17 protein-coding genes and 2 pseudogenes are annotated in these 20,059 nt (G+C 58.4%); 12 read left to right on the top strand and 7 right to left on the bottom strand.

Going from position 1 to position 20,059, the window contains the following annotated elements:
- Positions 1-166: pseudogene (locus tag VJ651_RS23620) on the bottom strand (hypothetical protein); the annotation flags it as partial.
- 21 nt (positions 167-187) lie between these two features.
- Positions 188-1,198 (bottom strand): AraC family transcriptional regulator, encoded by a 1,011-nt coding sequence (locus VJ651_RS09050; RefSeq protein WP_324107142.1) that lies wholly within the window; start codon positions 1,196-1,198, stop codon positions 188-190.
- Between the two features lie 352 nt (positions 1,199-1,550).
- Here VJ651_RS09050 and icmF point away from each other — a divergent pair, with 352 nt between their 5' ends.
- Complete coding sequence (gene icmF, locus VJ651_RS09045; protein ID WP_324107139.1) at positions 1,551-4,829, top strand: fused isobutyryl-CoA mutase/GTPase IcmF; 3,279 nt, start codon at positions 1,551-1,553, stop codon at positions 4,827-4,829.
- A 27-nt stretch (positions 4,830-4,856) separates the two neighbouring features.
- Here icmF and moaA read toward each other — a convergent pair whose 3' ends face one another.
- The 5 genes from moaA to VJ651_RS09020 are packed head-to-tail and all read right to left on the bottom strand — an operon-like array spanning position 4,857 to position 8,471.
- Entirely contained in the window at positions 4,857-5,972 is a 1,116-nt protein-coding gene (moaA, locus tag VJ651_RS09040; RefSeq protein ID WP_324107138.1) for a GTP 3',8-cyclase MoaA, read from the bottom strand.
- 30 nt (positions 5,973-6,002) lie between these two features.
- Positions 6,003-6,347: a DUF2917 domain-containing protein gene (locus VJ651_RS09035; RefSeq protein WP_324107137.1), complete on the bottom strand. Its 345-nt coding sequence runs from the start codon at positions 6,345-6,347 to the stop codon at positions 6,003-6,005.
- Positions 6,344-7,189, bottom strand: coding sequence for a 3-oxoadipate enol-lactonase (gene pcaD, locus VJ651_RS09030; RefSeq protein ID WP_324107141.1), 846 nt, complete (start codon positions 7,187-7,189; stop codon positions 6,344-6,346). The genes VJ651_RS09035 and pcaD overlap by 4 nt, the downstream gene beginning before the upstream one ends.
- 29 nt (positions 7,190-7,218) lie before the next feature.
- The gene (locus VJ651_RS09025; protein WP_324107136.1) at positions 7,219-7,980 is read right to left on the bottom strand and encodes an alpha/beta hydrolase; all 762 of its coding nucleotides are present in this window, start codon (positions 7,978-7,980) and stop codon (positions 7,219-7,221) included.
- 2 nt (positions 7,981-7,982) lie between these two features.
- Positions 7,983-8,471, bottom strand: a complete 489-nt coding sequence (locus tag VJ651_RS09020) for a thioesterase family protein (RefSeq protein ID WP_324107135.1) — start codon at positions 8,469-8,471, stop codon at positions 7,983-7,985.
- Positions 8,472-9,044: 573 nt separating this feature from the next.
- Here VJ651_RS09020 and VJ651_RS09015 point away from each other — a divergent pair.
- From VJ651_RS09015 to VJ651_RS08965, 11 genes and pseudogenes are all read left to right on the top strand, one after another.
- On the top strand, positions 9,045-9,923 hold the full coding sequence (locus VJ651_RS09015; protein ID WP_324107134.1) for a branched-chain amino acid ABC transporter permease: 879 nt from the start codon (positions 9,045-9,047) through the stop codon (positions 9,921-9,923).
- Positions 9,923-10,768: a branched-chain amino acid ABC transporter permease gene (locus VJ651_RS09010; protein WP_324107133.1), complete on the top strand. Its 846-nt coding sequence runs from the start codon at positions 9,923-9,925 to the stop codon at positions 10,766-10,768. The genes VJ651_RS09015 and VJ651_RS09010 overlap by 1 nt, the downstream gene beginning before the upstream one ends.
- Positions 10,765-11,550 (top strand): ABC transporter ATP-binding protein, encoded by a 786-nt coding sequence (locus VJ651_RS09005; protein WP_324107132.1) that lies wholly within the window; start codon positions 10,765-10,767, stop codon positions 11,548-11,550. The genes VJ651_RS09010 and VJ651_RS09005 overlap by 4 nt, the downstream gene beginning before the upstream one ends.
- Positions 11,540-12,016: pseudogene (locus VJ651_RS09000) on the top strand (ABC transporter ATP-binding protein); the annotation flags it as partial. The gene VJ651_RS09005 and the pseudogene VJ651_RS09000, both read left to right, overlap by 11 nt.
- A 281-nt stretch (positions 12,017-12,297) precedes the next feature.
- The gene (locus VJ651_RS08995; RefSeq protein ID WP_324107130.1) at positions 12,298-13,479 is read left to right on the top strand and encodes an ABC transporter substrate-binding protein; all 1,182 of its coding nucleotides are present in this window, start codon (positions 12,298-12,300) and stop codon (positions 13,477-13,479) included.
- 80 nt (positions 13,480-13,559) lie between these two features.
- Positions 13,560-14,252, top strand: coding sequence for a DUF2848 domain-containing protein (locus VJ651_RS08990; protein ID WP_324107129.1), 693 nt, complete (start codon positions 13,560-13,562; stop codon positions 14,250-14,252).
- Positions 14,253-14,311: 59 nt separating this feature from the next.
- Positions 14,312-14,692, top strand: coding sequence for a cupin (locus tag VJ651_RS08985; RefSeq protein ID WP_324107128.1), 381 nt, complete (start codon positions 14,312-14,314; stop codon positions 14,690-14,692).
- Positions 14,693-14,700: 8 nt separating this feature from the next.
- Complete coding sequence (locus tag VJ651_RS08980) at positions 14,701-16,065, top strand: amidase (protein WP_324107140.1); 1,365 nt, start codon at positions 14,701-14,703, stop codon at positions 16,063-16,065.
- 11 nt (positions 16,066-16,076) lie between these two features.
- On the top strand, positions 16,077-17,288 hold the full coding sequence (locus tag VJ651_RS08975) for an IscS subfamily cysteine desulfurase (protein ID WP_324107127.1): 1,212 nt from the start codon (positions 16,077-16,079) through the stop codon (positions 17,286-17,288).
- A gap of 4 nt (positions 17,289-17,292) precedes the next feature.
- The gene (locus VJ651_RS08970) at positions 17,293-17,793 is read left to right on the top strand and encodes a DUF2478 domain-containing protein (RefSeq protein WP_324107126.1); all 501 of its coding nucleotides are present in this window, start codon (positions 17,293-17,295) and stop codon (positions 17,791-17,793) included.
- 92 nt (positions 17,794-17,885) lie between these two features.
- The coding region (locus VJ651_RS08965) for an NADP-dependent malic enzyme (protein ID WP_324107125.1) at positions 17,886-20,059 on the top strand (2,174 nt) is incomplete at its 3' end.

The following is a 20,059-nucleotide window of genomic DNA, read 5'->3' as shown; positions in this document are numbered from 1 at the left end:
GTGGGCGACTAGGCGCGTTCGCGCTAAATGCGCGTGGACGCGACATCTTCGCGCACCATTCCTTGATATGAGTGCGCTTAAGATCGGTAAGAAGCAGCTTGCCGAACTCTCGAGACAGATGATTGTTCACTGTCTTGCGATAACCTTCATATGTCGACGCTTTAAGATAAGTGCGTTCGTCAGATAACTAACGCTTCTGCGTGCGCTGCCGGTACTTGCCAGGGACGGTGCCAGTCCATTTCTTGAATGCGCGGTAAAACGCGCTCACTTCGGCGAAACCGACTTCAGCGGCAATATCGGCGACACTTTTCGAAGAATGGCAAAGGGAATCAATTGCGACGTCACGACGCAAATGATCCTTGATTGTCTGGTATGACTGTCCCTCGTTCTCAAGTCGCCGGCGAAGAGTCGACGGGGTCATGTTAAGGCTTTCTGCGAACGCATCGAAGTCAGGCCATTCCATACGCGCCATCGCGCGCAGCCGGCGTTTGATCTGGGCGGCAAGCCCAGTCGTGTTCTTGTATTTCAGGACGATGTTGGCGGGCGCGAGTCGCACGAACTCCTTGACCGTCTTTTCGTTCTGAACGACCGGCAAATCCAGATAGGACCGATCAAACGTGAGCGCGGTAACCGTTCCGTTGAACTGGAGTTTGTCGGAGTACATCAGAGGATACTCCGCGCTGCGCGACGGTTCCGGATAGCAGAAGATGGCAGACTTGATGGGAATGCGCCGACCGATCAACCAGCATGCGATGCCGTGCTGCATCATCAATAGTGTCTCGTAACCGAATACGCGCGGTGCACGCACATCCGAAGCCTCGCGGATCGTCAGGTGCGCGTGATGGGCATCGCTTTCGATACTGCACTGAAAATCATCGAGAATCAGGTTGAAAAAACGCATCATCCGAATTAACGCGCCGTTCAATGTGTCGCAGTGAATCAGCATCTGGCACAACATGGCAAAACTGCCAACCTTCATGCGTCGCGAATCCTGATTGAACAATTCGTCGTCGAGGGTTCGTGCAACGCCGAGCCACAATGCGCCGAAGCTCTGCGCGGATACTCTGCCCTGGCTTGATTGCAGTAGCGCCGGCGAGATGCCCGCATCGCGAAGCAAGCCATCGGTGTCCAGGCCGCGATCGATGATGGGTTCGAGTGCGGAATGGACGAAGTATACGGAAATGCTGCCTTTTTCCATCTGCGCCAAGGTTAACTTCCGACGAAATCCTGATCGCAAGATTCTATGCTGTTCTGAAAGAAACCACCATTAACTCGACTCTTCACTGCACTGATGCGCGCAAGACGTTAATCAAATGATCAGTGTTTGCATATTTTTCTGTGCACCTGATTTTTCTCGCCGCAATCGCTTCCGCAGGCGAGGGATTCACCGCACTGCAGCGAGTGAAACCTATGCCAAATTCTTGCAGAGAATTTGAGTTTTTTGGGCATATTCATCGCCATGGGCGTTTTCTATACTCGGGCGACAGACACGAGGACAAACATTCCTCTTCAGTCGCCTCGACATCCGATTACTCCCGACGAAATATGCCATGACCGATCTCTCCGTTGTAAAGCAGCTCACCGAATACAAACCCGCCAACAAGGTGCGTTTCGTTACCGCGGCCTCGCTGTTCGACGGCCACGACGCCTCGATCAACATCATGCGCCGCATCCTGATGGCCAACGGCGCGGAAGTGATCCACCTCGGCCACAACCGCTCGGTCGACGAGATCGTCACCGCCGCGCTGCAGGAAGACGCGCAAGGCATTGCCATCTCCAGCTACCAGGGCGGCCATGTCGAATACTTCAAGTACATGATCGATTTGCTCAAGGAGCGCGGCGGTGCCCACATCAAGGTGTTCGGCGGTGGCGGCGGTGTGATCGTGCCGAGCGAGATCGCCGAACTGCATGCCTATGGCGTGGCGCGCATCTTCAGCCCGGAAGACGGCCAGCGCATGGGATTGACCGGCATGATTCTGTCGATGATCCAGGCTTGCGACATTGACCTGTCACCGTACGCGCCGTCCTCGCTGGAGGCACTGACCACGGTTGACATGGTTGAACGTCAGCGTCCGCTCGCGCAACTCATCACCGCGCTGGAAAACGGCAAGACCGAATCGAAGCTCAAGAGCGCGCTGCACCAGGCCGCCGATACCATCAAGACCCCGGTACTCGGCATCACCGGCACCGGCGGCGCAGGCAAGTCCTCGCTGACCGACGAACTGATCCGCCGCATTCGGCTCGATCAGGACGACGCGCTCAACATCGCCGTGATATCGATTGACCCCTCGCGTCGCAAATCGGGTGGCGCCTTGCTCGGTGACCGCATCCGCATGAATGCGATCAATCCGTGGAATGGCCAGTCGCGGGTATTCATGCGCTCGCTCGCCACGCGCGAAGCCGGTTCCGAAATCTCGCAGGCATTGCCCGACGTGATCGCCGCCTGCAAGGTCGCCGGCTTTGATCTGGTGGTTGTCGAAACCTCGGGAATCGGTCAGGGCGATGCCGAGATCGTGCCGCATGTGGACGTCTCGATGTACGTGATGACGCCGGAATTCGGCGCTGCCTCGCAACTGGAAAAGATCGACATGCTCGACTTCGCCGATTTCGTCGCGGTCAACAAGTTCGACCGCAAGGGCGCGCAGGATGCGCTGCGCGACGTGGCCAAGCAATACCAGCGCAATCGCGAGCTGTTCGGCAAGAAGCCGGAAGAGATGCCGGTGTACGGCACGCAAGCCTCGCGCTTCAACGACGATGGTGTCACCGCCTTGTACCAAGGTCTGTTGCTGAAGCTTAAGGAAATCGGTCTGGAGACAGGACCGAGCAAGCTACCGGCCGTCCATGTGCGTTTTTCGTCCGGCAAGAACGCGATCGTGCCGCCGGCGCGAAGCCGCTATCTCGCAGAAGTCGCCGATACTGTGCGCGGCTATCACAAGAACACCGCGACACAAGTGAAGCTGGCCCGTGAGCGTCAGCAATTGCAGGAAGCCAAGCGCATGGCCGCCGCCTGCGGCAAGGCCGCCGATCTCGATGGCCTGATTTCGGAACGCGACGATGCCATGGCGCCGGACGCCCGCAAGCTGCTTGCGATGTGGCCCGCGATGAAAGCGGCCTATGCCAGCGACGAGTACGTCGTCAAGATTCGCGACAAGGAAATCCGCACGCGCCTGGTACACAAGACGCTGTCGGGCACCTCGATCCGCAAGGTGCAGCTGCCGAAGTTCGAAGACCACGGCGAAATCCTGCGCTGGCTGAGGGCGGAGAACGTGCCCGGTTCCTTTCCTTACACCGCCGGCGTGTTCGCCTTCAAGCGCGAGAATGAAGACCCGACCCGCATGTTCGCCGGCGAAGGCGACGCCTTTCGCACCAACCGCCGCTTCAAGCTGGTGTCTGAAGGCATGGCGGCGAAACGCCTGTCGATCGCGTTTGATTCACCGACCTTGTACGGCGCCGATCCGGCCCCGCGCCCCGACATCTACGGCAAGATCGGCAATGCCGGCGCCTCGATCGCCACGCTGGATGACATGAAGGTCGTGCTTGACGGCTTCAATTTGTGCGATCCGACCACTTCTGTCTCCATGACCATCAATGGCCCGGCACCGACGGCGTTGGCCATGTTCATGAACGCTGCGATCGACCAGCAGATCGACAAGTTTTGTGCAGATAACAAGCGTCAGCCGACGAATGACGAAGCCGCCAAGATCCGCGCGTGGGTGCTGGAGAACGTGCGCGGCACCGTGCAGGCCGACATCCTGAAGGAAGACCAGGGCCAGAACACCTGCATCTTCTCCACCGAGTTCTCGCTCAAGGTGATGGGCGACATCCAGGAATACTTCGTGCACAACCGCGTGCGCAACTTCTACTCGGTATCGATCTCCGGCTATCACATCGCCGAAGCGGGCGCGAATCCGGTCTCGCAACTCGCCTTTACCATGGCGAACGGTTTCACCTTCGTCGAGGCTTATCTCGCGCGCGGCATGCACATCGACGATTTCGCGCCCAACCTGTCCTTCTTCTTCAGCAACGGCATGGACCCGGAATACACGGTATTGGGCCGCGTTGCCCGGCGCATCTGGGCAATCGCAATGCGCGACAAGTACGGTGCCAACGAGCGCAGCCAGAAGCTCAAGTACCACAATCAGACATCGGGTCGTTCATTGCACGCGCAGGAAATCAATTTCAATGACATACGCACCACCTTGCAGGCCTTGATCGCGATCTACGACAACTGCAACTCGCTGCACACCAATGCCTACGACGAGGCGATCACCACGCCGACCGACGAATCGGTGCGGCGGGCATTAGCCATTCAATTGATCATCAACCGCGAATGGGGCTTGGCGAAGAACGAAAATCCGAACCAGGGCTCCTTCATCATCGAGGAACTGACCGACCTGGTGGAAGAAGCGGTGCTGCAGGAATTCGAGCGCATCGCCGAGCGCGGCGGCGTGCTGGGCGCGATGGAAACCGGCTACCAGCGCGGCAAGATCCAGGAAGAGTCGATGCACTACGAGCACTTGAAGCATGACGGCACGCTGCCGGTCATCGGCGTCAACACCTTCCGCAATCCGAAGGGCGACGCCACGCCGCAGACGATGGAACTGGCGCGTTCCACCGAGGAAGAGAAGCAGTCGCAACTGAAGCGCCTGGCCGACTTCCAGCAGCGGCATGCGAACGAGGCGCCGGCGATGCTGGAAAAACTGCAGCGGGCGGTCATCAACAACGAGAACGTGTTTGCCACACTGATGGATGCTGTGCGTTACTGCTCACTGGGCCAGATCAGCAATGCACTGTTTGAAGTCGGCGGAGAGTATCGCCGCAGCATGTAAGCGGGCAGGGCCGTAAGGATCGAGGCGTCATCCGCCGATGTAGGACATCTCGATTCTTCGTTCCGTCTGCGCCATGTCTGCAGTGTTTTTGGCGCGCAATTCCGAATATCGATCCGTCCGGGCGCGCCATACATGCGCCACCGCGGTGGAAATCTCGGCGTCGCTTTTTTCGCTGCGCAGCAGTGCACGCAAGTCATGGCCACGGCTCGCAAACAGACAGGTGATCAGCCTGCCTTCTGTTGAAAGGCGCGCACGCGTGCAATCGCCGCAGAATGCCTTTGTGACGCTGGAAATCACGCCGATTTCCCCGCTGCCGTCGCGGTAGCGCCAGCGCTCCGCCGTTTCGCCCCTATAGTTGGGCTCGATCTCTTCCAGCGGCATGTCGGCGTTGATGCGACGAATCACTTCCGCAGACGAAATGACGTCATCCATTTTCCAGCCGTTGCTGGTGCCGACGTCCATGAATTCGATGAAACGCAGAACGAAAGGCGTAGCCTTGAAATGTCGCGCCATCGGCAGGATCTGGTGGTCATTCATGCCTTTCTTGACCACCATGTTGATCTTGATCTGACCCAGGCCGGCCTGATGTGCGGCGTCGATGCCGCGCAACACATCGGCAACCGGAAAGTCGACGTCGTTCATGCTGCGAAAAGTCGGATCATCGAGGGCGTCGAGCGACACTGTCACGCGTTTCAGTCCGGCGTTTTTCAATGCTTGTGCTTTTTGGGCGAGCAAGGAACCGTTGGTGATCAGGGCGAGGTCGAGCGCCTGGCCGTCGGGGAGCGTCAGTGCGCTCAGCATCTCCACCAGGCGTTCGATATTCTTGCGAAGCAGCGGCTCGCCGCCGGTCAGCCGGATTTTTCGCACGCCGTGCTCGACGAAGATCTTCGCGATGCGCGTGATTTCCTCAAAGCTCAGTACGTTGGAGTGAGGCAGATATCGATAATCCGGTCCGAATACCTCCTTGGGCATGCAATAGACACAGCGAAAATTGCAGCGATCGGTGACGGAAATCCGCAGGTCCTGCAATGGGCGGCCAAGCGCATCGGAGAGAAAACCCTTTGCCGACTCCAGGTTCGCCGGGACCGCCGGCGCCTTGTTGAGAGAGCGGAGGTCGACGATGGGGATGAAGCCGGAATTCATATTTCCTCCGTGGCGAATGGGTTTCCGTGCTCAGGCGCACGGTACGAAAGGAAGCGGGGGCTCGGGGTCAAGCGACAAACTCAGCTTGCTGGGCTTGATACCCTGAACAACGACATGGTCCCCTTCCTCGAAGCGGAACGAGGTACCGGGTTCCACGATATGATCCTCAGAGTCATTGGTTCGCGTCACCCACAGCGCGCCGCTCAGGCAAAGTATGGAGCCTGACGCATCCGGCAATGCAATGCTGTTTCTATAGGGGAGGATCAATTCAACGGCGGCGTCGGCATCGTGCCGCGGGGGAAGACAGTCCCTGGCGAATCCATCGGGTTTGCTGCCGACAAACCAGGACCCGAGGCCAATGGAATGGGCAGTCATTCTTTTCTCCGGATGATGGGTTGGCCTGGGCCGCGGCCCGAGAGCAAGTCACCTCTGTCGCCTTCCGCAGCAAGAAAGGATTTGAGAGCCGCTGCGAACGCTTCCGGTGTTTCAATGGAAGACATGTGCGCAGCCGGCAGTTCCTGGTATTTCGCTCCCGCGATATGATTGCAGACGAAAAGACTTTCCTGCGGCGGGCAAGCGCCATCATGGGTCGCGCCTATGACCAGTGTCGGCGTGCTGATTTGATCCAGCTGGCCATGAAAGTCGACATCGCGAATCGCGGCACAGTAACGGCCGTAGGAAGACGGTGTTGATCGGAGAAGCATGTCCTTCATACGCTCGATTACCGTCGGATTGGCAGCAGCGTAGTCGGGGGTAAACCATCTGCCGACGATCGCGTCCGCCATAGGTGCGAGACCATTGTTCTCCACTGCGGCAATGCGCGCGTCCCAAAAATCCCGCGTGCCGATGGTCGCCGCGGTATTGGCGAGGATCAGTTTCTTTAGTCTGGACCTGCGGAACAAAGCAAGCCAGATCCCGATCAGGCTCCCCATCGCTTGACCGCAGAAATGCACGTCCTTGATGTTCAATGCGTCGAGCAGTGCGCAGGCATCCCTTCCCAAGTCCTCGAGCGTACAGGCGGCCCTCAGATCTGACGAATCTCCCTGGCCTTGTCCATCGTAACGGAGAACCTGAAAATCGTCGGCAAGGTGAGGCACCACACCGTCCCACATTGACAGGTTCGCTCCGAGGGAATTGCACAGGAGGAGAACCGGATTCGCGGCGGCGCCATCGAAGCGATACCGGATTCTGCAATGTGGCAACTCGATGTTGGGCATGGGACCGGTGAGGTAGGGGTTGATGGTGATCAGTGCAGCCTTCGGCAGAAGGTATCGATTGCCTGCAGTACCTTGTCGCGTTGGTCGATGTGCGGCGAATGCCGACAGTCGTCCAGTTTCACCAACTGCACATCTTTTGCTCTCGTCGCGATTTCGTCGATATGCACCATCGAACCGTGTTCGTCTTGGCAACCCTGTATGCCGAGTACCGGGCAGGAAATCCTGGAAAGCAGGGGCGTAATATCGAACGACCGAAACTGCTCGGACAGCCAGGCGTCGTTCCATCCGTAAAAGGTGGACACGGGATCGCGATGGTATTTCTGGAGGAGTCTTCCCAGTACGCCTTTCTCGAACTGCTCCCGGATTGCCTTCGCACCGAGAAGGGTTTTCACTTCGGCATAGATGTGCGGTGCGAGGACAACAACGCCATGCGCGCCGAAGTTCCCGGCATGGATGAGCGCGATGCTCCCACCGTCGCTATGCCCGATCAGAACGGGTTTGCTGATGTCGAGCTGCTTCAATATTTCAGGCAGCGAAACAAGCGCTTCGTGGAAGAGGTAGCCAGCATCCCGGGGTTCGGCAAGTACGTCTGACCATCCGTAGCCGTAGCGTGAGTAGACGAGAACGCTGCATCCCGTCATCGCGGCCAGGCGCTCCGGGAAATCGCGCCACATGGAAAGTGAGCCAAGCCCTTCATGCAGTAATACAAGGGTCGGCCGGCTAGCGTCAGATACGCGCGTCAAGCGGTATTCGAGACGCCGTCCTGACGCGATCAGATAGTCGGTGTCCATTGTCAGAACTGGCGCGCCTTGATTCCCATGACCGAACCAAGTTCCTTCGGTTTCGGCAATGTCGAGTGGGATTCCCACATTTCGGCAAGCAGGCGCTGGGATTCTTCCGGCATCGGTTCGACGCGGCGGTTGGTGAGGTCCACGTGCAGCGCCAGTTGTTCCAGTGTTGCCATCTGCACCTTCTTTTCGGCGTGCCACATGGTGTGGAAGTAATGTATACGCTTGTTGTCGTAGCCCAAAAGTTGGGTGGTCACCATGACTTCTTCACCCACGCTTAATTCCTTTTGATAGGTGATATGGGTTTCCACCGCAAAGGTCGATTTTCCGGTGCGGTTCCGATAAGGCTTGCCCAAGCCGATGAGCGGGTAGAACTCGTCGGTGCCGTGATCGAAAATCAGAACGAAATAGGCAACATTCATGTGACCGTTGTAGTCCAGCCATTCCGGCAGCACGCGCTCGCGCCAGCGTGCAATGGGGGCTTCAAATTTCATCTTTGCTTCTCCCGATATTGTGATGTGCATGTGAAATATTACTGGTGCTTCACAATACTGTCAAGCAAGGCCAAGAATTTTGATTTCAAACGGAAATAAGCGGTGAAATCGCGCGTCGTTTCTCTTCTCTCTATCAAATAAGCAAACAGGTCTGCGGGCGCGGTACGAGCGGAGTGTACTTGTTCAACGTGGCCCCTTCGCTAATCTTCCCGGCTTGATTCCTGACAAGACAGACAAGTCCTCCTCGCAGGCGATCGCCTTGCATGCCGGCCATATCGGTCGTATCGACGCCGTGCCCAAACGGCACATTGTTTTTCCGGCCGAGCATGTTGCATCAATTCAAAAGAATATTGACATCAAGTGAAATCCTTGTAAAATCCGTGTGAAACATCACAGATAATTTCTTCGGGAAATATTGATGGTGCTTTAGCGCGCAAATGCTTTCCTTGCCACGCGGCTACTCGCGCGGCCAAGTTCACGCGCTTCCGCCAAGCCGGCGGGACAACAGCCAATCACTGCCGACGTATCCGGTTCAATGATTGGCTATGACAAACAATGCTAGGAGGAGACGAAATGTTATTAGTCCAGCAAATAACAAACGGGCTAATGCTTGGGGGGATCTACGTCCTTATCGCAGTCGCATTTACCTTGGCTATCGGAATTCTGAACTTCCTGAATTTCAGCGTCCCAGGGATATTCATGCTCGGCGCGGTCATCACGTGGCGTCTGCTCGAAGCTGGCTGGTCCTGGATTCCTTCAATTGCCGCCGGCTTGGCAGTGGGCATCGTTGCATCCCTCATCGTTGAACGTTTTACGTACCGGCTCATGAAGGGATCGGACCATGAAATCCCGCTCGTCAGTTCGGTGGGTTTTCTCATCCTGTTCGAAAACCTCGTCGTGATCGGAATCGGTTCAGACCAGCAGCAGTTCCCGCAAATCGTCTCGGACTTCAACATCCGTATCGGCGAACTCATCCTCGGCATCGGCCAGCTCATGTCGCTGGGCACCGCCATTGTGCTGGTATTTGCGGTGACCTATCTGATGAAGAAGACGCAGATCGGCCGCGGAATCCGGGCGATCGGGGAGAGCGCTGAAACCGCCACCATCCTCGGCGTGGAAGTGCACCGCATCGTCCCCGTTCTCTTTATCGTGACCGGACTGCTCACGGCGCTTGCCGGACTGCTGTTCGCCATCAATTATCAGCAGGTGTCCTGGAGCATGGGTGAAGAAGTCGGTCTCAAGGGCATCGCTGCCATGGTCATCGGCGGCATGGGGAACATCAGCGGAGCGGTCATCGGCGGGCTCCTGATCGGTCTGACAGAAGTCCTCTCGATCTACTTCCTCGGCGCCGACATGGTCGATATTTCCGTGTACGGCTTGCTCCTCGTCCTCCTTGTTTTCTGGCCCCAAGGGATCTTGGGAAGCACATCAGCCCCGCGGGAGAAACTGTAATGAGTGGATACACGGAGGCAATGCTTGCATTGCTGGCGATAAACTTCGTGGTTGCCCTTGCCGGCTATCTGCCGCTGGCCGCAGGACAGCTCAATCTCGGGGTTGCCGGATTCATGGCAATCGGCGGCTATGTGTCCGCCTATCTGACGAACACCTATGATGCCCCGATCTATCTGGGTGTCATCACCGGCGGGCTCGTCGCCAGTGTCATCGCCACGCTTCTGGCGGTGCCCCTGCTTCGGGTCAGCGGCATCTATCTGGCGCTCGCCACTTTTGCGCTCGGACAGGTTATCCAGGGTGTGCTGCTGAACCTGGAAGTTGTCGGCGCCGCCGCCGGCTACGCGGTCAACAAACATGCGTCCTTCGGCTTCATCGTCACCAGCGCCGCCATCGTGCTGGGCCTGGTGTTCTTCCTCACTAAGACACGCTTCGCCTTGTACCTGACCGCGGTAAAGAATGATCCCGTCGTATCGGACTTGTTCGGACTGAACGTCAAGATCACCAAGATACAAGCCTTTTCGCTCGGAGCGCTGATCGCGGGTATCGGCGGCGCGCTGTACGGTCATCACTTCAGCTACCTGGAACCACAGAATTTCAACATCCTGCTGAGCATCTATATCGCCCTGTACGTGCTCCTCGGCGGAACCCAAACGATCTTTGGGCCGCTCGCTGGTGCACTGATCTTCACCTTGCTTCCAGAAGTTCTTCGCGGCAGCGACCAATGGCGCTATGTCGTGTTCGCCCTCGCGGTGATCTTGATCATGGCCGTTCGCCCGCAGGGGCTGATTACCGCCCAGCTGCTCCGTAACTGGAGCGGACGCACTAAACCGGCGGAGGCAAAATGAATCCGACTCCATTGCTTCAATTCGACAATGTCACCAAACACTTTGGTGGCCTGGCGGTCATTACAGACCTGAGCTTTGACGTCCAGAAGGGCGAACGCCTCGCCCTGATCGGACCCAACGGGGCAGGCAAAAGTACTGTCTTCAATCTGATCAGCGGCGTCTATCCGATCGATCGCGGCAGGATCTGCGTCGACGGCGTGGACATCACCAATGTGCCGTCTCGCAAGCGGATCTACTCCGGGATATCGCGCAGCTTCCAGAACATCCGCCTGGTGGAACACCAGACGGTGATCGAAAACGTCCTTCTCGGGCAGCATCCCACCGCATCCAGCCTGGTCGACCTCTTGCATCCGGGACGCCTCTCCAAAAAACGGCGCTGGGTACAGGAAGCGCGGGAGGCGCTCAACCAGGCCGGCTTGACCCAATATGCCGACCTGCCCGTGGGGGCGCTTCCGTATGGCGTGCGAAAGCGCGTCGACCTCGTGCGTGCGGTGATCGCGAAACCGAAGCTGCTTCTTCTGGACGAGCCGGCTGCCGGCCTCAATCCGGTCGAAACCGACGAGCTTCAAAGGCAACTCCAGGACATCCACAAGAGCGGCATAACCTTGCTGGTGGTGGAGCATGACATGCACTTCGTCGATCAACTTTGCACTCGGGTTGTCGTCATCAATTTCGGTAACAAGATCGGCGAGGGTTCGATGAAAGAGATTCGCCAGAATCGCCTGGTGCGGGAAGCGTACCTGGGCGCTGACGTCGCAGAAGGAGCTCAACATGCTGCTTGAGGCCAAAGACCTGAACGTGCGCTACGGCCGCGTCGCCGCGGTCAAGGATGTCAGTCTCACTGTCGAGGAGGGGCAGGTCGTCACCGTCCTCGGCGCCAACGGCGCCGGCAAGTCGAGCCTGCTCAAGTCGCTGCTTGGCGTCGTCAAGCTCGCCGGCGGATCGCTGAAATTCAACGGCAAGGACGTGACCAATGCGCCCGCAAGCCTGCGCGTGCACGAAGGTCTCGCGCTGGTGCCGGAAGGGCGACGCATTCTGCTGGCCATGACGGTAGAAGAAAACCTGCTGCTTGGCTCGTATCACCGCAAGGACCGTGCAAAGGTGGCGCGCGAGATCGACGCCTTGTATCAGCGCTTCCCCAACCTGGCCGAACGGCGCCATGCCAAGGCTGTTTGCCTTTCGGGAGGAGAGCAGCAAATGCTGGCGATCGGCAGGGCGATGCTAAGTGCGCCGAAACTGATGATGCTCGACGAGCCATCGCTCGGTCTGAGCCCGCTGTTCATCACACGTCTTTTCAGTCTGATCCGGGAATTGAACCGCGACGGCCTGGCGATTCTTCTGGTTGAACAGAACACCGGCATGGCGCTCGATGTTGCGCACAAATGCCATGTTTTTGAACTTGGCAAGGAAATCATTCAAGGCCTGCCAGCGGACTTGAAGAGCAACAAACAGCTTCAGGAGGCTTATCTCGGAGGGTAGATCCCGACCGGGAATATCGCTGTAACTACATCCATCAGGAGGAGAACGCAATGAAAACTGTATCGAAACTAGCCGCAGTATTGGTGGGCCTATCCCTGGTACAGGGACAGGCATCGGCGCAAGCGTCCGGCGACCTGGTCATTGGCTATTCCATGGCCAAGACCGGTCCGTATGTGAGCCTGGCGATTGGCAACGAGATCGCGGCGGATCTCGCTGTCGAAGAGATCAATGCACGAGGCGGTGTCAACGGCAAGAAGATCAAGCTCAGCAAATTCGACACTGGCGGCGATCCGAAATCTGCCGTCACGGCTGTGCGCCGCTTCGCACAGGACGAAAAGGCACTGGCTGTGATCGGCCCCTTCAGCTCGAGCGAATGCCGCGTGGCGTTTCCGGCAGGTGAGTCTGCTGGCATCGTCCAGACCAGCATGGGATCGTCCGCACCGGGCCTGACAGCAGGATTTTCTTATGGCTTCCGCAATACCGTCGATGAAGGCATCGTCATCGACGAGGTCATGGACACGCTCTCGTCCAAGAAGATTCCTTCCTCGAACGCAGCCATTGCCTACGGTACGGACGATGCCGTATCGAAGTCCATCGGCACCGCCGTGCTGCCGGCCGTCTTCGGCAAAGCGAAATCGAACCTGAAGCAAACCGTCGACTTCAAGGTCAAGGCATTTGACCTGTCGCCGCAGGTTTCTCAGCTGGTTCAGAGCCAGCCCGACGTCATCGGCGTTGGCGCACCGCCGGAACTCGCGGTTAAGCTCGCGGTGGAACTCCATCGTCAGGGATTCAAAGGACGGATGATCGGCGGAACAACGATTGCCGATCCTGACCTGCCCAAGCGCATGGCGCCCGGCGGCGAAGGCATGACCATCGGTACCACCTACCACGCCAATGCCAGCGTCAAGTCCAAGGAATTCGCTGCCGCCTACGAAAAGCGCGCGAAAGCCGCGGGCCTCACGCGCACCGAGCCGAACCAGATGGATGCCGCGACCTACGACATCGTCCTCATGTACGCCGCTGCCATGGCCAACGCAAAGGTGTCGGGCGATGCAGCAAACCTCGCAAAGGAAAGGACCGCGATCCGCGACTACCTCTCCACCATGACGAACCTGAAGGGCGTGGAAGGAGACATTTCATTTAACAAGGACAGAGATGCGATCAAACCGGTCTATGTCATTGAAGCAAAAGGTGGCGCCTGGAGCTTGGTTGCGACACGCAAGTCCAAGTAAGGCAATCTGATAAACCACTCGGGGCCGGCTCCTGCAAGCAGAATCTCCATGCAGGCCGGCAACCGATACCAGGAGGGAAAATGATCCGCAAAATGACAGTGGCACTTGTCGAAAAAGGCAAAGTGGACACAAGGGAAATTACAGTCGAAGAGGTCGTCATCGCAGGCTGGACCGGGCGCGACAAAGTGGCCGTCGAAAAGCATATTGTCGAACTCGAAGCATTGGGCGTGAAGCGCCCGGCATCGACGCCGGTGTACTACCGCGTCTCGAATTCGAGGCTGACAACGGCAACCCGGATTCAGGTATCGGGCGGCGCTTCCAGCGGCGAAGCGGAGTTTGTGCTGCTCATGCTGGATGGACGCCTGTGGATCGGCGTCGGATCGGATCACACCGATCGTGAAGTGGAGGTGGTTGGTGTGGCAATCTCAAAACAACTGTGCGACAAGCCGATCGGCAAGGTGTTTTGGCCTTATGATGAAGTAGCCGATCACTGGGACAGCCTGATTCTGCGGTCGTATGTCACGGAGAACAACGAGGTGTCCTTGTACCAGGAAGGATCTGTTGCGACGATGCTTGCCCCGCTGGAGCTCATCGAGGGCTACACCAACGGCAAGCCGAACCTGCCTGGCAACAGCGTGATGTTTTGCGGGACCCTGGCGGCAAAAGGCGGAATCCGGCCGGCGCAGAAATTCCATTTCGAGATCGATGACCCGGTGCTCGGCCGGAAAATCAATCATGAATATGCCATCGAGTGTCTGCCCATCGCAGGCTGACATTGAAGGCATACTATTCAAGGGCGGCATCGCCGCACTAATGAAACGAGGACATCAACATGGCAATTGAAAAAGAGCACAAGGAATTTTATACGGTCGATATGAATTCCGGCTGGGAGACGCCTCCCGGATATCCGAAAGGTATCGAGCAGCAAATCCTGGCGGGTACCCTTGACGAAGCAGCAAAGAAAGGCTGCCGCACCAGGCACTTGCGGTTTCAGCCGGGCGTGTACACCACGGCGCCTTTCAAGCACGACTATTGGGAAGAAGTCTATCTCGTATCTGGTGACCTCACTGTCGGTAATGACGCGAACGGCAATGGCGGCGAATCGTTCGGGCCCAACACGTATGCGTGCCGCCCGCCTGGCACACCGCACGGACCGTTCAAGTCCGAGACGGGTTGCCTGTTACTCGAAATTCACTATTACGACCACGATTAAGCCTTGATATGCGCTCACTAGCCTCCTACAAAACTGATTTGCATTCCAAGGTAACGACGAGCAGGCGCCTGGTCGAAGACGCGTTGCAACGGGCGACGGATCCCGCGGGTGAGGGAAGCAAGGTTTTTACGAAAATTTACGAGGAATCGGCACTCGCTTGCGCAATGGCCTCCGACCAATTGAGGGCGCTTGGTATTGAAGCGGGAGCGCTCTCTGGTATCCCGATTTCCATCAAGGACTTGTTCGACGTGGCAGGTGAGCCGACAAACGGCGGTTCTGTCCTCTTTGCCGACGGCCCGAACGCAGTCGCCGATTCCGTCGTGGTCAGAAAATTGCGAATGGCGGGAGCCGTACTTGTCGGTCGCACGAACATGACCGAATTCGCGTTTTCCGGACTCGGATTGAATCCGCATTACGGAACGCCGCGGAATCCGTTTGATCGATCCACCGGACGTATTCCCGGTGGTTCGACATCGGGCGGTGCCGTGTCGGTCACGGATGGTATGGCGGCCGCTGCAATCGGTTCGGACACAGGAGGCTCAGTGCGCATTCCCGCGGCACTATGCGGATTGACCGGCTTCAAGCCCACCGCTTCGCGAATCTCGCGCGAGGGCGTGCTTCCGCTGTCCACGACATTGGATGCTGTGGGCGTGATTGCTCCGACGGTGCGTTGCTGCGCGCTGGTGGATTCGGTGATGGCAGACAGCCCGGTAGAAGTGGACGACGGGCGCCCCCTGCGCGGTGTGCGGTTTGGCGTGCTGAAAGGCTACGTGCTCGATGGTCTGGACAAGGATGTCGCGGCAAAATTCGCCTCCGCCATTACAACGCTGAGCAGCATGGGCGCGATTGTCGAGGATATCAACGTTCCATCGCTGGTTCAGATCCCTCAGTGCAACGCCAAGGGCGGCTTTACCGCAGCGGAATCGTATGCATGGCACCGCGACCTGCTGGCCTCTTCCGTCGACCGCTATGACCCACGCGTGTCCTCGCGCATCGCCCGGGGCAAAGACATTTCTGCGGCCGATCATATTCAGCTCATCCATGCCCGCGAAAGGATCATCAAGGAGTTCGGGTGTTCGATTCGTGGCTTTGATGCCATCCTGATGCCGACCGTGCCAAGAATCGCGCCGACCATCGCGTCACTGGAGGCGCCGCACGATGACGCGTACGTCGATGCGAACCTCGCCATGCTGCGCAATCCGACCGTGGTGAACTTCATCGATGGCTGCGCCATGTCGATCCCGTGCCACAAGCCGGGCGACGCACCCGTGGGCTTGACGATCTTCGGTCCCGCGCACGCGGACGGACGCCTGCTGTCGCTGGGCATCGCCGTTGAACGTGCGCTGGCAAATGCTGGCTGCGCAATCAACTGAGGAGAGATGTCGTGAGTGACCGGCCTATTTACCTGGACTATTCCGCGACGACACCAGTCGATCCACGCGTGGCCCAGGCAATGATCCCTTACCTGTGCGAGAAATTCGGCAATCCCGCAAGCCGCTCGCATTCCTACGGATGGCAGGCGGATGAATCGGTCGAGAAGGCACGCGGGCAGGTGGCGTCCCTCTTGAATGCCGATCCGCGCGAGATCATCTGGACTTCAGGCGCAACCGAGGGAAACAATCTCGCCATCAAGGGGGCGGCGTCGTTTTACCGCACAAAGGGCCGGCATATCATCACGGTCACCACGGAGCACAAGGCTGTGCTGGATACCGTACGCGATCTGGAACGCACCGGATTTGAAGCGACCTATCTCACGCCGGAATCGAACGGCATTCTTGATCTTGCCAAGCTGGAGCAGGCAATTCGCCCGGATACCATCCTGGTATCGGTAATGATGGTCAACAACGAAATCGGTGTGATCCAGGATGTCGAGTCAATCGGCAAGCTGTGCCGTGAGCGTGGCGTACTGTTTCATTGCGATGCCGTGCAGGCGGCGGGCAAGGTGGGCATCGATCTCGCCAGACTTCCGATCGATCTGCTCACGGTGACAGCGCACAAGGTGTATGGCCCCAAGGGAATTGGCGCATTGTACGTGCGGCGCAAACCGCGCGTGCGGCTGGACGCGCAGATTCATGGCGGCGGCCATGAACGCGGTTTTCGCTCGGGCACGCTGCCGACCCATCAGATCGTCGGCATGGGCGAAGCGTTTGAAATCGCCAGGTGCGAGATGGATGAAGAGCTGAAGCGCATACGCAGGCTACGGGACAAGCTGCTCGACGGCGTGCGGCACATGGAAGCGGTGTATATCAACGGCGACATGGAAAAACGCATTCCGAACAATCTCAACATCAGCTTTGCCTATGTCGAGGGTGAATCCTTGATGATGGCGATCAAGGAGCTTGCCGTGTCGAGTGGATCGGCCTGCACTTCGGCAAGTCTTGAGCCTTCTTATGTCCTTCGCTCGCTTGGCTTGAGCGACGAGATGGCACACAGCTCGTTGCGCATCACGCTGGGAAGGTTCACCACGGAAAGCGAAATCGATTGCGCAATACGCGTGCTCAACGAAAAAGTAGCCAAGCTGAGAGACATGTCCCCGCTTTGGGAGATGGTTCAAGCAGGCGTGGATATCAGCCAGGTCGAATGGGCGGCTCACTAGCACGATGACTATCGCCGCTCTCATCTATGGTTCCGGCATCGATCCGGCCTTGGTTCTCGAGAAAGTGGTCGCGAAGCTGCGTCAACGCGGGGTTGCGCTCGCCGGCGTGATTCAGCACAGCGGTGAAGACTGCTCGATGACACTGGAACTTCTCCCTTCCGGTTTGCGCATACCGATGTCGCAAAGCCTCGGTGCCGGCTCTGCCGCCTGCAGACTGGATTCGGGTGCGCTGGCGCAGGCAGCATCCTTGGTAAGAAAAGAGATCGATACATCTCCTGAATTGGTGGTGTTCAACAAGTTTGGCGCGCAGGAGGCAGCTGGAGGCGGAATGCGCGACGAGATGCTGAGGGCCGTCATGGCAGGCCTGTCGATCATCGTCCCGGTGCGCGACAGCCTGCTGCCACAGTGGAAAGAGTTTGTCGGGGACGAGTTCGTGCTGCTTGACTGCGACCCGGAAGCAGTGCTGGCATGGTGGGACGCACAGATGCAACACTCAATTACCTGAATTTTTCAGACCGGTTTTCTGCCAAGGTTGGCAGGCGGGTTGCAGTCACGATCCATACCGCTGAGTCGGGTGAACACAACGGAATCAATGTAGTGAAAAAAGAAAAGACGCTTCCTAACGAACAGCTTCGTCAACAATTGCGCCAAGCGGCACTGGAATACCACGAGTTTCCCACTCCCGGAAAAATCAGCGTCACCCCCACCAAGCAGCTCACCAACCAGCGCGATCTGGCACTGGCCTATTCCCCCGGCGTGGCCGCCGCCTGCGAAGAGATCGTCGCCGACGCGGCCAACGCCTTCAAATACACCGCCCGTGGCAACCTGGTCGCCGTGATCACGAACGGCACTGCCGTGCTCGGCCTCGGCCCGATCGGCCCGCTAGCCGCCAAGCCGGTCATGGAAGGCAAGGGCGTGCTGTTCAAGAAGTTCGCCGGCATCGACGTGTTCGATATCGAAGTCAACGAACTCGATCCCGACAAGCTGTGCGACGTCATCGCCGCGCTCGAACCCACCTTTGGCGGCATCAATCTGGAAGACATCAAGGCGCCCGAATGCTTCTACATCGAGCGCAAGCTGCGTGACCGGATGAAGATTCCCGTCTTCCACGACGATCAGCACGGCACCGCCATCATCGTCGGCGCCGCCATCCTGAATGGCCTCAAAGTGGTCGGCAAGGACATCAAGCAATGCAAGCTGGTCGTGTCCGGCGCCGGCGCGGCGGCGCTGGCCTGCCTCGACCTGATCGTCGACCTCGGATTCCCGATCGAGAATATTTACGTCACCGACCTGGCCGGCGTCGTCTACAAGGGTCGCGCCGAACTGATGGATCCGGACAAGGAACGCTTTGCGCAGGACACCGGCGCACGCACCCTGGCTGAAGTGATCCCCGGCGCCGACATCTTCCTCGGCCTGTCGGCCGGCGGCGTGCTCAAGCCGGAAATGGTCAAGGAAATGGCGGCCAAGCCCTTGATCCTGGCGCTGGCCAATCCGACGCCGGAAATCCTGCCCGAGGAAGTCAAGGCCGTGCGTGACGACGCGGTGATTGCCACCGGCCGTTCGGATTATCCCAACCAGGTCAACAACGTGCTGTGCTTCCCGTACATCTTCCGCGGGGCGCTCGACTCCGGTGCGACGACCATCACGCGCCAGATGGAAATCGCCACCGTCCATGCGATCGCCGATCTGGCCCAGGCCGAGCAATCGGACATCGTTGCCAGCGCCTACGGCATCAGCAACCTGGCCTTCGGCCCCGAGTACGTCATTCCCAAGCCCTTCGATCCGCGCCTGATGATGAAGATTGCGCCGGCCGTGGCAAAAGCGGCGGCGGACTCCGGTGTGGCATCGCGCCCGATCCTGGACATGCAGGCCTATATCAGCAGTCTGCAGCAATTCGTCTACCGCAGCGGTACCTTCATGAAGCCGATCTTCCAGATCGCGAAGAAGGCGCCGGCCGCGAAGAAGCGCATCGTCTTCGCCGAGGGCGAGGAAGAACGCGTCTTGCGCGCCGTGCAGGTGGTGATCGACGAGAATCTCGCCAAGCCGATCCTGGTCGGCCGGCCGGCCGTGCTGGCGCAGCGCATCGAGAAGTTCGGCCTGCGCATACGCCCCGAGATCGATTTCGAAATGATCAACCCGGAATACGACGAGCGCTATCGCGAGTACTGGCAGGAATACCTGGCGATGACGCGTCGCAAGGGCGTCACCGAGCAATATGCGAAGCTGGAAATGCGTCGTCGCCACACGCTGATCGGCGCCATGGTCATCCACAAGGGCAACGCCGACGGCATGATCTGCGGCACCTTCGGCACCGTGCCGCTGCATCTGCATTACATCGACCAGGTGCTCGGCAAGCGCGAAGGCGTCAACGTCTATGCGGCGATGAATGCGCTGATCCTGCCTGACCGTCAGATCGTCCTGGTGGATACCCACGTCAACGAAAACCCGACGGCGGAACAGATCGCCGAAATCACCATCATGGCGGCGGAGGAAATGCGTCGCTTCGGCTTGCATCCGCGTGCCGCCTTGCTGTCGCATTCCAATTTCGGAAGCAGCAACAGCGAGTCCGCCAAGAAGATGCGGGCCGCGCTGGCCATCATTCGCGAACTGGCGCCGGATCTGGAAGTCGATGGCGAGATGCACGGTGACACCGCGCTCGACGCGACATTGCTGAAGACGATGATGCCCGACTCGCCGCTCACGCGGGAAGCCAATCTGCTGGTCCTGCCGAACATCGACGCCGCGAATATTTCCTACAACCTGATCAAGAC

The sequence above is a fragment of the Noviherbaspirillum sp. genome (genome assembly GCF_035254865.1).
Classification (GTDB): Bacteria; Pseudomonadota; Gammaproteobacteria; order Burkholderiales; family Burkholderiaceae_D; genus Noviherbaspirillum.
Note: the sequence above shows the minus strand (reverse complement) of the source record. Positions and strands in the feature narration are given on the sequence as shown.